Raw genomic sequence first — 17,626 nt, 5'->3', positions numbered from 1 at the left:
GCTGCCACACTTATTAACGTCAGCTTAACCCTTTGGAATCATTCTCCATCCTGTCCGTGTGCGTGGATGAAGAATGATGAAAACACTTTCCGCATTGATCGCCGTCGCAGCGCTGTTTGGCGGCGTTCAGCTGTTTCATCTAGGCAGCGGGGAAAGCGTGGCCAACGAGGCCGCCCCGTCCAACAGCTACAGGCTGGTCGCCAATGGCGATGAGGCGGCCTGTGCAGTCAGCCGCGGGGCCGAAATTTCGGACGGCTTGTCGCTGCTCACCGTTGCTCCGAAATGCCGCCGGCTCTTGCCGGGCATAGAGCAGGCGAAGTTCTGGCGCGAGCAAAACGACGGCACGGTCGCCTTCAGTGCGAACGGCATCGATCCGATCGTCACTTTCGGCGTCGCTGATGGCGACGGCTACGAATCCTATGCCCCGGCGCTGCCGCTGCTGTCGCTGGCGGCCACCGGTGATACGAAATCCGGCGACTGATTATTCCGCTGCGGCCCGCGCTCCAGCCTTCGCTGCGGCGTGCAGGCGAACCGCATCGCCGAAGGCACGGAAAATTTTCACCGAGTTGCTGTCCGACTTGACCCAATATTCAGGATGCCATTGCACGCCGACGGCGAAGGCGCGGGAGTCGCGCACCGAAACCGCCTCGACCGTGCCGTCGCTGGCGACCGCCTCGATCTGCAGCTTCGAGCCGAGCCGGTCGATCGCCTGGCGGTGCAACGAATTGACCTTGATGTCGCCGGCACCGAACACGCCGGCCAGGCAGCTGCCCGGCTTGATCGAAATGGTCTGGTGGATGGCGAAGCGTTCGTCCTGTTGGTCGCTCACCGGCGCGCGGTGGTCGAGCGAACCCTCGCGCTCCTGGATCTCGGTGCCCAGCGTGCCGCCCAGCGCCACGTTCAATTCCTGGATGCCGCGGCAGATGGCGAGCAGCGGCACGCCGCGCTCGATCGCCCGGCGAATCAACGGCAGCGTCGTGGCGTCGCGCGCCGGATCATAGGGGCCATTGGCTTCGCTGGCGTCGCCGCCATACAGCGAAGGATGCACATTGGATTTCGAGCCGGTGACCATGACGCCGTCGACTGACGACAGCAACTCGTCGAAGTCGAGCCGGTCGCCGAACGATGGCACCAGCAGCGGGAACACGCCGGCCCCGGTGATCGCCGCTTCCAGATATTGCTGCGGGGCGGCATGCCAAGTGTAGTTGTCGAACTGACGGACGTCGGTCGATATGGCGACGAGCGGCTGGTGCATTTTGGCTCTGTGTTCCATCTGGGCAAGGGATGTCCTGCCACTAAAATAGGCGATCCCTGGGTATTTTTCCATGCCAAGTTTCAGCGTGTCGCATGGGCCACGAGCGGCCTGTTAGACTATAGTTGCAGGGCAGCGTGGCTTCGCCGTCAAATCGGGCCGGCGTGCTGGACTCGACTTCTTGCCTGTGTATTGTCTCGAACGAACCGACACGGAAACCGAGGATTTCCGTATGTCGGTCTGTTGATTCAAAGGGAGGAACTTCATGGATCGTCGTGCATTCATTCGCAAGGCCGGTGTCACCGGCGTCGGTGCCGCAGCGGCGGCTGCCACGCTGGCAGCGCCTGCAATCGCCCAGTCCAATCCCAAGATCACGTGGCGGCTGGCGTCGTCCTTCCCGAAGTCGCTCGACACCATCTACGGCGGCGCCGAGGTGTTCTCCAAGATGCTGTCGGAAGCCACCGACGGCAACTTCCAGATCCAGGTCTTCGCCGCCGGTGAGCTGGTCCCCGGCCTGCAGGCCGCCGACGCCACCACGGCCGGCACGGTCGAAGCCTGCCACACGGTGGCATACTACTACTGGGGCAAGGACCCGACATGGGCGCTCGGTGCGGCGGTTCCCTTTTCGCTCAACGCACGCGGCATGAATGCCTGGCACTACCATGGCGGCGGCATCGACCTGTTCAACGAGTTTCTCGCCACGCAGGGCCTTTTCGGCCTGCCGGGCGGCAATACCGGCGTGCAGATGGGCGGCTGGTTCCGCAAGGAGATCAACACGGTGGCCGACCTTTCCGGCCTCAAGATGCGCATCGGTGGTTTTGCCGGCAAGGTGGTGCAGAAGCTCGGCGTCGTGCCGCAGCAGATCGCCGGCGGCGATATCTATCCGGCGCTGGAAAAAGGCACCATCGACGCCGCTGAATGGGTCGGCCCCTATGACGACGAGAAGCTCGGCTTCTACAAGGTCGCGCCCTACTATTACTATCCCGGTTGGTGGGAAGGCGGCCCGACCGTTCACCTGATGTTCAACAAGGCGAAATACGACGAACTTTCGCCGACGTACAAGTCGCTGCTGCGCACTGCCGCGCAGGCTGCCGACGCCAACATGCTGCAGAAATACGATTATCTGAACCCTGCAGCGGTGAAGCGGCTGGTGGCTGGCGGCGCGAAACTGCGGCCGTTCAGCCAGGAGATCATGGCCGCCTGCTTCGAAAAGGCCAACGAGGTCTATGCCGAAATGGAAGCCTCCAACGCCCCGTTCAAGAAGATCTGGGAATCGATCAAGGGCTTCCGCAAGGAGCATTATCTCTGGGCACAGGTGGCCGAATACAATTACGACACCTTCATGATGGTGCAGCAGCGCAACGGCAAGCTGTAGACCTGGCTGGAGAGGGTTCGCGCCGGCTAATAGCCGAAGTCTGCGCCGCCCTCATCCGCCTGCCGGTGTCCAGCCGATAGATGGGTAACAGATTGAACCGGATACATAGGTAACACTTCTCTCCCCTATGCGTCCGGCGCAGCGCCAAGCGGATTGGTTGGGGCGGCGCTGCGGCGGACAAGCTTCATGCGCCTGGTGTCGATGATGCCGAGCGGATGGGCATGGAAGGAGAGTGTCCATTCGCCGTCCTCGGTCTGCGCGGCAGCGACCGGCTCGCCGGCCAGCGCTTGCGAGACATAGATGAAGCCGCCATTCCACCTGATCTCACCATTGTGGCGCACACGGCGGACCGCAGCCTCGGCCGGATAGTCAGGCTCGGGTGGCGTCCTTGGCATGGCGCGCTGCGAGGGGCGGTAATGCTGGGCTGGGGTGTCCATGGCGAGTGCCTCATGCGGACGCTCCTCATTGTAGCTTTGCCGGAAGGCCTCGAAGGCTTGACCCTGGGCCGTTCTGTCGGCTTCCGGCGCCTCTGCCAGCGGTAGCATGGTCAGATGGAAGCGCTCGTGGCGTCCGTTCTGCTGCGGCTTGCCGGGTGCGATCCGCTCCAGCGCGATGTCGAGCTTGATGAAGCGCACCACAAGCGGCGTCAGCCCGGTGACGCCGGCCGATGCGAAGGGTGGGCCGTTGTCACTTCTGAAGCGATCCGGCAGGCCATGCTCCTCAAACAGCCGTTCGAACACCGGCCAAGCCTCGCTATCGGCCGTCGATCCCGTCGCTTCGAGCGCCAGAAGATAGCGGCTTGACGCATCCATCACCGTCAGCGGTTCGCAGCGCCACCCGTCACGGGTCCGGAACCAGCCCTTGTGATCGCCAGTCCACACTGCATTCGGCCTCTCGGCTTGCGGCCACGGTCCATTGCCGCAGGCCCGCAGACGCGGCCGTTTGCGGGCGCTGACAAGCCCATGCCGCGCAAGGATCGCCCCCACCGTCGAGGCCGACGGCCACATGAATTCGGGAGCCGTGCGCCTGAGCCGCGCCACGATCTTCTTGGGACCCCAGAGCGGATGCGTCTCCTTCGCCGCGACGATCTGCTCAACCAGATCAAGAGCTGTCGCCCGGCCATGATTGAGCGGGGCTCGCGGCCGGTCGTGCAAACCTTCCGGGCCTAGCTCCCGATAGCGTCCAAGCCATTTGTAGCCGGTCTTGCGTGAGATCTCGTGGGCCGCACAAAGCGCCACCATCGTCTCATCTCCAGAAAGACACTCCACAACAAACCGAAGCCGCTCGTCCATGATGCCAGTCTCTCGCCAAACCATCGCCGGTCCTCCGGCGGACAAGAAAACTGTCACCCATGCTATCGGTCCATTCTGTTACCTATCTATCCGGTTCGGACACCGGCACCTTCTCCCCGCATAGTGACGGGGAGAAGGGAGTTGCCGCACCCTTGGCGCATCTTCCGGCAATGTTCCCAATTGGCGAAGACCGGAGATGAAAGCGTCCTTCTCCCCGTCACTATACCAGGGCAATCGCATATGGCCTCTTTCGAGGAATCGAACGGCGAACAAATCGGAATCGCGTCGAGAACAAACTTCGCAAGATTCCATCTTTGTTCCGCATATGCGATTCCCCTGGTCACTATACGGGGAGAAGTGCCCGGCAGGGCGATGAGGGGCAGCGCAAGCGTCTGAAAGCCAGCAGCTCAGCCCCGGCGCGGCACCACCAGCACCTTGACCTCGCCGGGCGCCGGTGGATTGGCGATCACCGCCGCCGCGTCTTCGAGCGGCACCTGCCTGGAGATCAGCCTGTCGATCTCGATCGCACCCGAAGCAATAAGTTCGGCGGCGCGGCGATGGGTGTAGGGGTTGAGGAAGGAACCGAGCACCTTCAGTTCCCGGAACAGCAGGTCGAAGGGCTCGAATTCCGCTTTCATGCCTTGCGGCGTCACGCCGACGATGACGACCGTGCCACCGGCGCGGGCCAGCCGCATCGACTGCTCGACGGTCTCTCGCACGCCCGCGCATTCGAACACCACGTCGGCTCCGCCTGGCACCAGGCCGGCTGGTCCGGCGATGGCCTTGACGACATCGGCGGCGGTCGGATCGACCGTCACTGTCGCGCCGAAATCCCTGGCGAGGGCGCGCCGCGAGGCTTGCTTGGTCGACAGCACGATGGTCGTGGCTCCGGCCAGTCTTGCCAGTTGCACGGTGAGCAGGCCGATGACGCCGCCGCCAAGCACCACCACCGAACTGCCAGGTTTGATCCCGGCAAGGTCCACGCCGTGCAAACAACAGCCGAGCGGCTCGCAGAACGCACCGTGCATCGGATCCAGGCCCGCAGGCAGGACAAAAGCCTGCTTCTGCGGCAAGGCAAGATAGTCGGCAAAGCCGCCGTCGCGATGAATGCCGATGGCGCGCAGATTGCTGCAGAGGTTGACCCGCCCGGCATGACAATGCGCGCAACGCCCGCAGGCGATGTTGGGGTCGCCGGTGACGCGGTCGCCGACGGCAAAGCCCGAGACGGATTTGCCGATCGCCTCGACGATGCCGGAAAACTCATGGCCGGGCGTCACCGGCGGCGTGCACGGGAATTCACCGTGAAACAGGTGCCGATCCGTGCCGCAGACACCGCAGGCTTCGATCCGCACCAGAAGCTCGTCCGGCCCGATGTCAGGCTTGTCGACTTCGCGCAGCGCGATGCTGCCCACCGCTTCAAGCCGCACCGCTTTCATCATCGTCGCCACGTCGGTCTCAATTGAAGCTTGGCGGCTGCGACAGGTCCGGCTGTGGCGCTGCCGGTTGGGCTGGTGCCGGATCGCCGAAACTCGGCGGTTGCGAAAGGTCAGGGGCTGCCGGCGCCGTGCCGCCACCAGTAGGCGCTGCACCATCCGCTGGGGGTGCGCCGAGCGGCGACAGGCCGGGCACCTCCGGCACCTTGTAGTCGATGGTGCCCGGATCGACGGTCGTTCCCTTGTAGTGCATCACCATTTGCGGGAAGGCGATGGTCAGCCCGATCATGATCACCTGGATACAGACGAAGGGCACCGCGCCCCAATAGATCTGTCCGGTGGTGACCGGCGCGATCTGTTTGCCGGTGAGGCGGTCGAGATAGGGCACGCGGGCGGCCACCGAGCGCAAATAGAAGAGCGCGAAGCCGAAGGGCGGATGCATGAAGCTGGTCTGCATGTTGACGCCCAGAAGCACGCCGAACCAGATCAGGTCGATGCCGAGCTTGTCGGCGGCCGGCGCCAGCAGCGGCACGATGATGAAGGCGAGCTCGAAGAAGTCGAGGAAGAAGGCGAGGAAGAAGACGAGAATGTTGACGCCGATCAGGAACCCGACTTCGCCACCCGGCAGCGAGGTCAGCAGATGTTCGACCCAGATGTGGCCGTTGACGCCGTAGAAGGTCAGCGAGAACACCCGCGCGCCGATCAGGATGAACAGCACGAAGGACGACAGCCGCGTCGTCGCGGTCAGGGCCTGCTTGACCACATCCAGCGACAGCCGACCCTTTGCCGCCGCCATGATCAAGGCGCCGACAGAGCCCATCGCGCCGCCCTCTGTCGGGGTGGCGATGCCAAGGAAGATGGTGCCCAGCACCAGGAAGATCAGCGCCAGCGGCGGGATCAGCACGATGATCACCTGCTGCGCGAGCCTGGACATCATGTTGAAGTTCAGGCGTTTGTCGGCAATCGCCACGATGTAGATGAAGAGCACCCCGGCAGTGGCGCCGAGAATGTCGGCATTGTCGCCATGCGCCGGCGCGAGATAGCGATACGCCGCGTAGGAAACCGCCACAGTGACCAGCAATGCCACCAGCAGGGACATCACGCCATGGCCAAGCGTGCGCGCTTCCAGCGGCAGCGCAGGCACCATTTTTGGCCAGACGACCGAAACGATGAGGATGTAAAGCGCGTAGAGGCCGGTGAGCACGAGTCCAGGAATCAGCGCCCCGGCATACATGTCGCCGACCGAGCGGCCGAGCTGGTCGGCAAGCACGATCAGCACCAGCGAGGGCGGGATGATCTGGGCAAGCGTGCCCGAGGCGGCAATGACCCCGGATGCCAGCCGGCGGTCATAGCCATAGCGCAGCATGATCGGCAGCGAGATCAGGCCCATGGCGATAACGGAAGCCGCCACCACGCCGGTGGTTGCCGCCAACAGCGCGCCGACGAAGATCACGGCGTAGGCGAGGCCGCCGCGGATCGGCCCGAACAGCTGGCCGATCGTGTCGAGCAGGTCTTCGGCCATGCCCGATCGTTCGAGCACGATGCCCATGAAGGTGAAGAACGGAATGGCCAGCAGCGTGTCGTTCGACATCACCCGGCTGCCGTAGAAATTATCCGGCAATGCGTGCAGGAGCGGCCAGGCGAGGTTGATCGATCCGCCGGAATAGGGCGACAGGAGCACGCCGATGAAAAAGAACATCAAGCCGTTGGCGGCCAGCGAGAAGGCGACGGGATAGCCGATCAGCAGGAAGATGATCAGCGAGGCGAACATGATCGGCGCCATGTTCTGCGCGATGAACTCCATCACGAGCGCACCTCGTCGGCCAGCGCCTTGGCTTCGAGCTCGGCCTGTTCATGTGCCGATATGAAGGGATTGGGGTCGTCCATGTCGTCGCGCATGATGGCGATCTTCTTGATGATTTCGGAGATGCCCTGCAGTGCGAGCAGGAAAAAGCCGACGAGCAGGATTGCCTTGGCCGGCCAGATGATCAGCCCGCCGGAATTGTTGGACATCTCGCCGCTGCGAAACGACAGCGATACATAGGGGACGAAATAGACCACCATCAGCGTCACGAACGGCATCAGGAAGAAGACATGGCCAAAAAGGTCGATCCAGTGCTGCACGCGGCGTGGAAACAGGCCGTAGACGATGTCGATGCGGATATGTTCGTTCTGCTTCAGCGTATAGGCGGCGGCCAGCATGAAGGCGGCGCCGAACAGATACCACTGCAGCTCGAGCCAGGCGTTCGAGGATATGTCGAACACCTTGCGGATGATGGCGTTGGCGGCGCTCACCAGGATCGCCAGCAGGATCAGCCACGAGACCCATTTGCCGATGAATTCGTTGGCGCGATCAATGGTCCTGGATAGAGCGAGCAGCCCTGCCATGCATTCCTCCCTTGTAGCGGAGGCGTGCCGGCTTCCCCCTTCTTGTCCGTCACGCCGCATGGTCCAACGGTATGCCGCGCGTGGACTGACGGGTCAACAAGGATAGAGGCAGCAAAATACCATCGCATGGCAGGCAGTGCCGGATACTGGCGGTCTGCCCAGCGTCATGCAACCAAAGTCTGATGGCTCAGGCGATCTTGCCGGTGTCGCGGCCGGCGCCGATCAGGATCAGCGTCGCGACCAGGAACAGATACATCCACGCATCGCGCCATTCGACCGGGAAATAGCCGGCCCACAGCGATTCGGCCATGCCGAACGCCGCCGCCCCCAGCGCCGCTCGCGGCGGCGAGAGATAACCGCCGACCGCCGTCACGAACAGGATCTTCAACCCGTAGACCAGGCCCGAGCCGAAGCTGACATTGCCGTAATAGAGGCCGGCCATGACGCCGGCCAGCGCGGCGCACAAACCGCCGAACAGCACCGCATGCCGGAACACCGCGCGCACGTTGACGCCGCACATCGCCGCCGCCTTGGGGTCGTCGGAGACGGCGCGCCAGCGCCGGCCGAAGCTCGATCGGGCAAATGCCCAGCTGGCCAGCGCGATTGCCGCCAGCGCCACGGCGCAATCGATGAGCTGGATGAGCGTCAGCGTCGCCTTGAAGCTGGCGTTTTGAGCGAAAACGATGGGCTGCGCCAGCATCGGCGGCAGCCACAGATCATGCGTGTCGGCGGCGATGCGGCTTGCCTCCGACAACAGCAGCAATATGCCGAGCGTCGTCACCACGATCGCGTTGGGTGTCCGGTCGGCCAAAGGTTCGAAGACGCTGCGCGACAGCACGTGGCTGATCAGCGCGGCATAGAGGAAAGCCGCCACGACGCCGAGCGCCACCGCCGCCAGAAGCGTCAGCCACAGCACCTGATAGCCAAAGGCCGCGGTCAGGATCATCGTCTGGCCGCAAAAGGCGAACAGCGCGCCATAGGCGAGGTTGGTGCGGTGCAGGATGCCGTTGGTCAGCACATAGCCGAAGGCGAGCAGCGCGTAGAGCGCGCCCGAATGCAGCCCGTTCAGCACCTGCTGGAAGAAATAGAGCATGCGAAACCCTCGGAGCATGTCGCCCAAAAGTGCAAAGCGGTTTTGGGACAACGACATGCTCAAGACAAAGGCTGCGGAGTCCGCGCCCGGTAGAGAAATTGCATCGCTGAATCTAACTTGTCAAATGCGATTTATCGGTTAGATTCTAGGCATGACGGTATCCTGGACCCCGCACCGCTTCACCGGAGGCCTGCTTGCGCTCGACACGGCGAACACTGTCGTGCTGCGCGGCGATCCGGAGCGGACCTTCGACCGTTTCGATGATCCGGCCGAGATTGCCCGCTTCGCCGATGCGGCGAGCCGCTTTCGCGCCGCCGAGCTTGGCGACAGGCCGCTGGCTGCACCGGCACCGGAGACAATCGCACCCGTCGTGCTGTCGATCCGCGAAACGACGGACCGGTTGTTTCGCGGCGCGGTGTCGAAGGGCGCGGTTGTCACCACCGATCTGCCGGGGTTCCTGAGAGCCTGCGCCGATGGTCTGGCCGGCAGCCGGACCGAGATCGGTGCGCCGGGAAGGCCGTTCGGTGATCCCCTGACGCCGATCGCGTTCGAGGCGGCGCTGGCGGTTTCCGCTCTGTCGCTGCTGCGCGACGACACCGTCGCAAGGCTCAGGATCTGTCCAAACTGCACCTGGCTATTTGTCGACAGAAGCCGCAATTCCAGCCGCCTTTGGTGCGACATGGCGGTGTGCGGCAACAGGCAGAAGGCAAGTCGCCACTATCGTCGCCGCCGCATGGCGGCCAATGAGGTCAAGAATGCCTAGAGGTTTTTCCCGCTCGATCGTTGTCGGCGCGGCACTCATTGCGGCCGTTGCGCTCGGCGCCTGCCGCGATACCGGCAACGCCGAAGGCAAACTGTTCGAGATTTCCGGCAAGATATTCGTCTTCAACTACCGCTTGGCGAGGGCTACCTATGTGGTGACCCTGCGGCCGCTGAAGCCGATGGGCGATGGCCAGGTGGCGGTCGCCAGCTTCCAGGATCCCGCCGGCGGCGCGCCTCTGGTGGTCGAGCAGAAGGTGTGGCCGAAGCTCGACAAGGTGACGTTGGAGAGCCCGGCGCTGACCTGCGTCGTCAAGAACAAGCCCTATGCGATTGCCATCAGCATCAAGGGCGCCGACGGCGCGGTCCTGCAGAAGATCGACACCACGCTGATGTCGACGGAAGACCAGTCGGTGCTGCCCGACCGGCCATTGGTCATCGACCAGCTCTATACGGCCAATCCCGATCTCGTCGGCCATCCCGACGGCAAGCTGCCGGGCGAACCGAAGCCGGATTGCTCGAAGGGCAGCTGACGCGTCGCTTCCAGCTCTGGTTGCTGCTGAAATTTTCGTGCGGCGGACAATGCCCGCGAATCGGTTTCGTACCCGATTCGCGATGGCAACGGACTGTTCGTTGCGCGTTGCCTGGCACCTGCGATTTTGTTTGACCTGCATTGCAAGGGGAGAAAGGATGCGTCATCCGACCCCGACGTTGGCTGCCTGCTCCCGCGTGGCCTCCGCAGAGGAAATTCCTGATGACGCTGCACGACGTCGCGCTCGACGACAAGTTCGATCTCGCAAAGGAGCGCATCTTCCTGTCCGGCGCGCAAGCGGTCATCCGCATGCTTCTGATGCAGCGCGAGCGAGACCGCCGCGCCGGTCTGAACACGGCCGGCTTCGTCTCCGGCTATCGCGGTTCGCCGCTTGGCGGCCTCGACATGCAGCTGTGGAAGGCGAAGAAACAACTCGCGCAGGCCGACATCGTCTTCCAGCCAGGGCTCAACGAGGAGCTTGCCGCCACCGCTTGCTGGGGATCGCAACAGACGGAACTGCTGGGCGAGGGTACCCATGACGGTGTCTTTTCGGTCTGGTACGGCAAGGGGCCGGGCGTCGATCGCTCCGGCGATGTGTTCCGCCATGCCAATCTCGCCGGCTCGTCCAGACATGGCGGCGTGCTCGCCCTGATGGGCGACGACCATATGGCCGAATCCTCGACCAACGCGCATGCCACCGAATTCCTGTTCGTCGACACGATGGTGCCGATCCTCAACCCGGCCGGCGTCCAGGAGATCATCGACTACGGGCTCTACGGCTTTGCCATGTCGCGCTTTGCCGGCACCTGGGCGGCGATCAAATGCGTCAAGGACAACATCGAATCGACGGCCTCGGTCGATGCCTCGCTCGAGCGGCTGAACATCATCGTGCCGGACTTCGATATGCCTCCAGGCGGTCTCAACATCCGCCATGAGATCGACATGCTCGGCCAGGAGGAGCGGCTGCATGAGCACAAGCGCGCCGCGGCCTCCGCCTTCATCCATGCCAACGGGCTGAACCGCATCGTCTATTCGGGTGGCCGCAACCCCAAGATCGGCATCATCACGCTGGGCAAGAGCTATCTCGACGTCCGCCAGGCGCTGGAGGACATCGGCATCGACGAGGCGGCCGCCAACCGCATCGGTGTGCGGCTGTTCAAGGTTGGCTGCCCTTGGCCGCTCGACCTGCATCACATCGCCGATTTCGCCCGCGGCCTCGACACCATCGTCGTCGTCGAGGAGAAACGCTCGCTGATCGAGGTGCAGCTGCGCGAAAGCCTTTACGGCACCGCCACGCAGCCAGTCATTGTCGGCAAGAAGGACGAACGCGGCGACTGGCTGTTCCCGGCCAAGGGCGCGCTCGACCCCAATGAGATCGCCATCGCGCTTGGCGAGAGGATCGTCAGGACCATCGGCCCGTCCGAAGAGATATTGGCGCGGGTGGCAAAGCTGCGCCAGTTCCAGGCAATGCTCGCCGACGCCACCGACATCGGCTCGCGCACGCCGTTCTTCTGTTCCGGTTGCCCGCACAATTCGTCCACCAAGGTGCCGGACGGCTCGATTGCCGCGGCCGGCATCGGTTGCCATTTCATGGCGCTGTGGATGGACCGCAACACCGTTGGTTTCACGGCCATGGGCGGCGAGGGCGCGCAATGGGTCGGCCAGGCGCCGTTCTCGAAGCGCGGCCACATCTTCCAGAATCTCGGCGACGGCACCTACAACCATTCCGGCACGCTGGCGATCCGCTTTGCGCTGTCGACCGACGCCAACATCACCTACAAGATCCTCTACAACGACGCCGTCGCCATGACCGGCGGCCAGCCGCACGAAGGCGGCCTGACCGTGGACATGATCGCCCGGCAGGTGCGCGCCGAGGGCGTCGACCGCATCGCCATCGTCACCGATGAACCGGACAAATATGCCGGGAAGGTCGAATTCCCGGCCGGCGCCAGCATTCATCACCGCGACGACCTCGACCTCGTCCAGCGCGAGTTGCGCGATGTCAAAGGCGTTTCCGTGCTGCTCTACGACCAGACCTGCGCTGCCGAAAAACGCCGCCGCCGCAAGCGCGGCACATTCCCCGATCCCGACAAGCGGGTCTTCATCAACGAGCTGGTCTGCGAAGGCTGCGGCGATTGCGGCGTACAGTCGAACTGCGTCTCGATCCAGCCGGTCGAGACCGAATTCGGGCGCAAGCGCAAGATCGACCAGTCGAGCTGCAACAAGGATTTCTCCTGCGTCAACGGCTTCTGCCCGTCCTTCGTCACCGTGCACGGCGCCAAGATCCGCAAGGCCGAGGGCCTTGCCGGCAAGACCGATCCGCTCGACGGCGTGCCCGTGCCGGCCGAATTCCCGCTTGGCGAACAAGGCTGGGCGGCGATCATCGACGGCGTCGGCGGCACCGGCGTCGTCACTGTCGGTGCGGTGCTTGGCATGGCGGCGCATCTCGAGGACAAGGGCTGTGGCATGATCGACATGGCCGGCCTCGCCCAGAAGGGCGGTTCGGTGTTCACCCATGTCCGCATCGCCCGCACCCCGGACGACATCCATGCCATCCGCGTCTCGGCCGGCAAGGCCGATCTCGTGCTTGGCTGCGATCTCGTCGTGTCGGGCGCCAAGAAGGTGCTGACCGCGGTGCGCGAGGGCCACACCATCTTCGTCGCCAACACCGCCGAGATCATGCCCGGCGAATTCGCCCGTTCGGCCGATTTCTCGTTGCCGATAGAACGCCTGAAGAAGGCGATCCGTGCGGCCGCGGGTGACGACAAGGCGCATTTCTTCGACGCTACCCGCACCGCCACGGCACTTTTCGGCAATTCGCTCGGCGCCAACATGTTCATGCTGGGCTTTGCCTTCCAGCATGGCGGCCTGCCTTTGTCGGCCGAGGCCGTCGAGAAGGCGATCGAACTCAATGGCGAAGCCGTGGCGATGAACGTCGCCGCCTTCCGCTGGGGCCGTCGCGCTGCCCATCAGCCGGATTTCGTGCGCGGCCTCGTCGCCCAGCCGGGCCCAACCGTCGCTGGCAAGACCGACCAGGCCGCCGATGTCGCCGAGACGCTGGACGACATCATCGCTCGCCGCGTCGCCTTTTTGACCGCCTATCAGAATACCGCCTACGGCAAGCGTTATGCCGAGAAACTGGCCGTGTTGCGTGCCGCCGAAGCCAAGGCCGTGCCGGGTTCGACAGCGGTGTCGGAAGCCGCCGCGAAAAACCTGTTCAAGCTGATGGCGATCAAGGACGAATACGAGGTGGCGCGTCTTTACACGGACGGCTCTTTCGCCGCTGAACTCGGAAAGCAGTTCCAGAGCTACGAAAAGCTCGAATTCCATCTCGCGCCGCCGATCATGGGCCGGCGCGGCAATGACGGCAGCCCCAGAAAATCGAGCTTCGGCCCCTGGATGATGAAGGGTTTTCGCCTGCTGGCGGCGATGAAAGGTCTGCGCGGCACCGCCTTCGACCTGTTCGGCTACACCGCCGAGCGGCGCATGGAGCGGCAGCTGTTGGCGCGGTACGAGGCGGATCTGGAGCTCATCGCCGGATCGCTGGCCCCGGCCAGGGTCGATGCGGCGGTTGCGCTGGCCTCGGTGCCGGCCCTCATTCGCGGCTATGGCCACGTCCGCCAAGCCAGCGCGCAAAAGGCCGCCGGCGAACGCCAAAGACTGCTCGAACGCCTGTCGGGCACGCCGGCGCGGCCGGAACTTCAAGCCGCCGAATGATCGATACGCCTTGTTTACCTGAACGACAGTTTCCTCACTTTCCGCAGCGTCACCCGGCTTGACGGAGGGCGCGCGAGGGGCTCTCTAAATCTTTCTTAAGGCGGATGTGACACTGCTTGGGTCCCCAAGGGTTGGGATTCAGGCGTTGAATCTGAGAAAAAAGAACGAGATCCCGGTCGACGTCTACATTCCGTTCGTGGAAACCCTGTTTCGCGACGGGCTGACGCTTTCGATCGGCATCCTCGCGCAGACCTTCCTGATTGGCCTTGTCTGGTGGAAAAACGGCGATCCGCTGTATTTGCTGGTCGCCATTTCGATGGTTCTCGTCGGCATCTTCCGCATGAGAAACTTTCGAAAATACAACAGCATGCCGTCGCCGACGACCTGGGAAGAGGCCCACAAGCGCGAGAATGACTACATTCTCTACGGCTCCCTGCACGGCTTGACGCTTGGCGCCTTCTGTCTGCTCGGCATCTATTTTGCGCGCGACAATTTTGCCGAAATCGCCTCCGTCTGCCTGACGCTGGCGACGGCGACGTCCATCGCCGGCCGAAACTACGGCTCGCCGCGCATGGTCACCATCCTGACCCTTGCCTTGACCTGGCCGATCTCGCTGGGCTTCCTGTTGCGCGGCGATATCTACCATGTCCTCCTCGGGCTCCTGTCCGCGCCGTTCCTTTTCGCCATCCGGAAATTCGCCAACACCGTGCGCGATGTGCTTTTTGCGGCGGTATCGGAAGAGAAGAAGGCCAACCGCATCGCCCAGCGCTTCAACCGGGCGCTCAACACCATGTCGCATGGCCTTGTCATGCTCGGCCCGGACGGCCGCGTCGCGGTTGCCAATGCCGAGGCAGCGCATCTGATGTCGCTGAAGTCGCCGGATGCGCTGCTCGGGCGGTCGATCCATGGTCTGTTGATGCGCGGCGTCGCCGGCGGCATGCTGGCGCCCAAGGATTGCCGCTATATCGAGGCTCAGCTGACGCGCGCCCTGCGCGAGGGCCGCGACCGCAAGGTGCTGGTTTCCCTCGCCAACGGCCAGCACTACGAATTCTCGGCTCGCGAAGGCAGCCAGGAGCTGGGCGTCATCACCTTCGAGGACGTCACCGCCCGTGTCGAGGCGGAAGACAAGATTCGCTTCATGGCACGCTACGACAACCTCACCGGCCTGCCCAACCGCGCCTATTTCCACGAACTGATCGGCGAGGCGATGGTATCAGGCGATCGCGACCGTCTCTGCGGCCTGGCGGTGCTCGACCTCGATGATTTCAAGAGCGTCAACGACACGCTTGGCCATCCGATCGGCGACGGCTTGATCTACGCCGTTGCCGAGCGGCTTGCCGCCATTGCCGGGCAAGGCATCACGGTCAGCCGTTTCGGCGGCGACGAGTTCATGATCTTCTTCGACCGCGTCGAGGATGAGAGCCATCTGACCAGCCAACTCGACGAGATTTTCGCCGAACTGCAGGGGGAGGTGGACGTCGCCGGCCACGGGCTGCGCATCCAGGCCAGCGGCGGCGCGGTGCTGTCGCGGGTCAAGGATAGCGATGTCGACGCCATGATCGTCAAGGCGGACCTGGCTCTCTACAAGGCCAAGGAGCTCGGCAAGAACAGCTGGCGGCTGTTCGAAGCCTCGATGGATGCCGCCTTCCGCAACCGTCAGCTGATGAAGGCGGATCTGCGCAGCGCCGTGGAAAGCAAGGGCCTGCGGGTGGTCTATCAGCCGATCGTGGCGATGAGCACCATGCGCATCGCCAGCTGCGAGGCGCTGTGCCGGTGGGATCATCCCGATCTCGGGCCGATCTCGCCCAGCATCTTCATTCCTCTGGCCGAGGAAATGGGCATCATTTCCGAGATCAGCACCTTCGTGCTGCAGGCAGCCTGCGCCGAATGCGCCAAATGGCCGGATCACACCAGCGTCTCGGTCAATCTCTCCGCCAAGGATTTCCGCAACCGCGACGTCATCCAGAAGGTTCGCGATGCGTTGGCCGGCTCCGGCCTCGCCGCCCGGCCGGCTCGAGATCGAGGTCACCGAAACGGCGCTGCTCGACGACAAGTCGCTGACGCGCCAGTACATCGAGGAGCTGAAGCAGATTGGCGTGCGCATCGCGCTCGACGATTTCGGCACCGGCTATTCGAGCCTGAGCTACCTGCACAAGCTGCCGCTCGACAAGATCAAGATCGACCGCTCTTTCCTTATGGACGTCACCCAGAATCCCCGTTCGCTCGAGCTGCTCAAGGGCATCGTCAACCTGTCGCGGCCACTGGGGCTTTCGGTGACCGTCGAAGGTGTCGAGACCTTCGAGCAGCTCAAGATCCTGGCGCTGCAGGTCAAGCCGGACCTCGTCCAGGGGTTCCTGTTCGGTTCGGCGCTCAGCGCCTCCGGCATCGAGACCATGTCGAACACGGTCTGGCCCTTCGCCAAGGACATCAGGACTGCCAAAAAGGCGATACGCCGCTGATTTGCGCGTGGAGCATGGAGATCATGCCCCCGAGATTTCCTCGCACGTCGCGGCGCCATGCCAGAATTGCCGCGGCCTCCCGTCAGGTTTGAGAACGGTTCTTTTCTCCGCCGCGATGCGGAAAACGAAGAAAACGATTAAATTTTAATAATATTTTACCAATTGTTAACCTTAACGTCTGGTAAACGACCTCCTTCCCATTTTCATCTTTACATCCCATGACCCTGACGTAGTGTCGGATCGCGGCGGCAATGTACGGGGATTGAGTTTATGATTGTGCAGTTGAGTTCGCTTCGCCCGGCGACGGGTGAGGACGGCAAGGATACCGCCGACAACATGTCCAGCTTCGCCCGCAACGTCTCGGCGATGCTTGAGCGGACAGAGTATCGCCGCTGCGACAAGGGCGAAGATCTCGAGGATATCTACCGCCTGCGCTACAAGTCATATCGCTCGAACGATATGGTGCCCGACAACGAAAACCATACCATTCATGATGAGCTCGACGAGGCACCGAATGTGTATCGTTTCGGGGTCTATATCGACCAGGAGCTCGTCAGCACGCTGCGTATCCATCACGTCACTCTGGCGACGCCGATGTCGCCTTCCACCAAGGCCTTTGGCGACATCGTCATGCCGATGCTTCGTGAAGGGCTGAGTTTCATCTGCCCCAGCCGGTTTGCGTCCGATCCAGAATGGTCGCGCGTCTATCCGCAGATCCCCTATCTGACGTTGCGGCTGGCCGGCATGGCGTGCTTCCATTTCAACGCGCCCTACTGCCTGTCGACCATTCGCGAGGATCACGCCGGCTTCTACAAGCGCATCTACTATTCGGAGAAGATCAGCGAGTCGCGCGCCTATCCGGGCGTGTTCAACAAGGTCGTGCTCTACCGTGCCGACGTCAACGCCATCCGCGAGCGGTCCTTCTTGCGGTTCCCGTTCTTCCGTTCGACGCCGATGGAACAGCGTATGCTGTTCGATACGCCGCATGTCGGCGAGCTCGCGCCGCTGACCATCCTGCCCACGGCAAAATACTATCACGAAGCCGCCTGATACGGCAGGATCGCACGATTTTGCCGGATGGACATGGAGCCTTTCGGCAGCTTAGGCGTTCTGGATGACACCAAGGGCGCTGCAGCACTGTGGCACGCCACGAAGTCTTTGAGGAACCCGACATGACCATTTCCACGCTTGCGCTCACCCCGCTCATCTCGCTGATCGCCGGCGTGCTGATCCTCGTGATGCCAAGGCTGTTGAACTACATCGTCGCGATCTATCTGATCGTCGTCGGACTGCTCGGGCTTTTCCCGCATCTTGCCGGCTGAAAGT

Annotated in this window: 13 protein-coding genes and 1 pseudogene; 8 read left to right on the top strand and 6 right to left on the bottom strand. The window is 63.2% G+C overall.

All coding sequences use genetic code 11. The features are described 5' to 3' along the window. Nucleotides 1–76 precede the first annotated feature (76 nt). Entirely contained in the window at nt 77–481 is a 405-nt protein-coding gene (locus ACZ89F_RS29700; protein ID WP_476095684.1) for a hypothetical protein, read from the top strand. On the opposite strand, the gene ACZ89F_RS29695 is transcribed toward ACZ89F_RS29700, so the two are convergent. Further along, nucleotides 482–1,255 carry a gamma-glutamyl-gamma-aminobutyrate hydrolase family protein gene (locus ACZ89F_RS29695; RefSeq protein WP_476095682.1) on the bottom strand — a complete coding sequence of 258 codons (774 nt, stop codon included), beginning with the start codon at nt 1,253–1,255 and terminating at the stop codon, nt 482–484. A gap of 262 nt (nt 1,256–1,517) precedes the next feature. Here ACZ89F_RS29695 and ACZ89F_RS29690 point away from each other — a divergent pair, with 262 nt between their 5' ends. Then, the gene (locus ACZ89F_RS29690; protein ID WP_476095681.1) at nt 1,518–2,627 is read left to right on the top strand and encodes a TRAP transporter substrate-binding protein; all 1,110 of its coding nucleotides are present in this window, start codon (nt 1,518–1,520) and stop codon (nt 2,625–2,627) included. 125 nt (nt 2,628–2,752) lie between these two features. Here ACZ89F_RS29690 and ACZ89F_RS29685 read toward each other — a convergent pair whose 3' ends face one another. From ACZ89F_RS29685 to ACZ89F_RS29665, 5 genes are all read right to left on the bottom strand, one after another. After that, nucleotides 2,753–3,943, bottom strand: a complete 1,191-nt coding sequence (locus ACZ89F_RS29685) for a helix-turn-helix domain-containing protein (protein ID WP_476091744.1) — start codon at nt 3,941–3,943, stop codon at nt 2,753–2,755. Nucleotides 3,944–4,326: 383 nt separating this feature from the next. Then, nucleotides 4,327–5,355, bottom strand: coding sequence for a zinc-dependent alcohol dehydrogenase family protein (locus tag ACZ89F_RS29680; protein WP_476097428.1), 1,029 nt, complete (start codon nt 5,353–5,355; stop codon nt 4,327–4,329). Nucleotides 5,356–5,374: 19 nt separating this feature from the next. Continuing rightward, nucleotides 5,375–7,156, bottom strand: coding sequence for a TRAP transporter large permease (locus ACZ89F_RS29675; RefSeq protein ID WP_476097427.1), 1,782 nt, complete (start codon nt 7,154–7,156; stop codon nt 5,375–5,377). Next, nucleotides 7,156–7,740, bottom strand: coding sequence for a TRAP transporter small permease subunit (locus ACZ89F_RS29670; RefSeq protein ID WP_476095679.1), 585 nt, complete (start codon nt 7,738–7,740; stop codon nt 7,156–7,158). Before ACZ89F_RS29670 ends, ACZ89F_RS29675 begins: the two co-directional genes overlap by 1 nt. A gap of 187 nt (nt 7,741–7,927) precedes the next feature. Further along, on the bottom strand, nt 7,928–8,833 hold the full coding sequence (locus tag ACZ89F_RS29665; RefSeq protein ID WP_476095677.1) for a branched-chain amino acid ABC transporter permease: 906 nt from the start codon (nt 8,831–8,833) through the stop codon (nt 7,928–7,930). Between the two features lie 151 nt (nt 8,834–8,984). Here ACZ89F_RS29665 and ACZ89F_RS29660 point away from each other — a divergent pair, with 151 nt between their 5' ends. From ACZ89F_RS29660 to ACZ89F_RS29635, 6 genes and pseudogenes are all read left to right on the top strand, one after another. Then, nucleotides 8,985–9,596 carry a CGNR zinc finger domain-containing protein gene (locus tag ACZ89F_RS29660; protein ID WP_476095675.1) on the top strand — a complete coding sequence of 204 codons (612 nt, stop codon included), beginning with the start codon at nt 8,985–8,987 and terminating at the stop codon, nt 9,594–9,596. Then, nucleotides 9,589–10,125 carry a hypothetical protein gene (locus ACZ89F_RS29655; RefSeq protein ID WP_476095674.1) on the top strand — a complete coding sequence of 179 codons (537 nt, stop codon included), beginning with the start codon at nt 9,589–9,591 and terminating at the stop codon, nt 10,123–10,125. Before ACZ89F_RS29660 ends, ACZ89F_RS29655 begins: the two co-directional genes overlap by 8 nt. Before the next feature lie 221 nt (nt 10,126–10,346). Continuing rightward, nucleotides 10,347–13,841, top strand: coding sequence for an indolepyruvate ferredoxin oxidoreductase family protein (locus ACZ89F_RS29650; RefSeq protein WP_476095672.1), 3,495 nt, complete (start codon nt 10,347–10,349; stop codon nt 13,839–13,841). Between the two features lie 145 nt (nt 13,842–13,986). Further along, nucleotides 13,987–16,300, top strand: a pseudogene (locus ACZ89F_RS29645) (putative bifunctional diguanylate cyclase/phosphodiesterase). 270 nt (nt 16,301–16,570) lie between these two features. After that, the gene (locus tag ACZ89F_RS29640) at nt 16,571–17,350 is read left to right on the top strand and encodes an N-acyl amino acid synthase FeeM domain-containing protein (protein ID WP_476095671.1); all 780 of its coding nucleotides are present in this window, start codon (nt 16,571–16,573) and stop codon (nt 17,348–17,350) included. A 122-nt stretch (nt 17,351–17,472) separates the two neighbouring features. Further along, on the top strand, nt 17,473–17,622 hold the full coding sequence (locus tag ACZ89F_RS29635; RefSeq protein WP_476095670.1) for a DUF3096 domain-containing protein: 150 nt from the start codon (nt 17,473–17,475) through the stop codon (nt 17,620–17,622). The last annotated feature ends 4 nt before the right edge of the window (nt 17,623–17,626 follow it).

It is taken from the genome of Mesorhizobium sp. USDA 3734 (genome assembly GCF_056279665.1).
The sequence above is the reverse complement of the archived record's forward strand: the minus strand, read 5'-3'. Positions and strand labels throughout refer to the sequence as shown.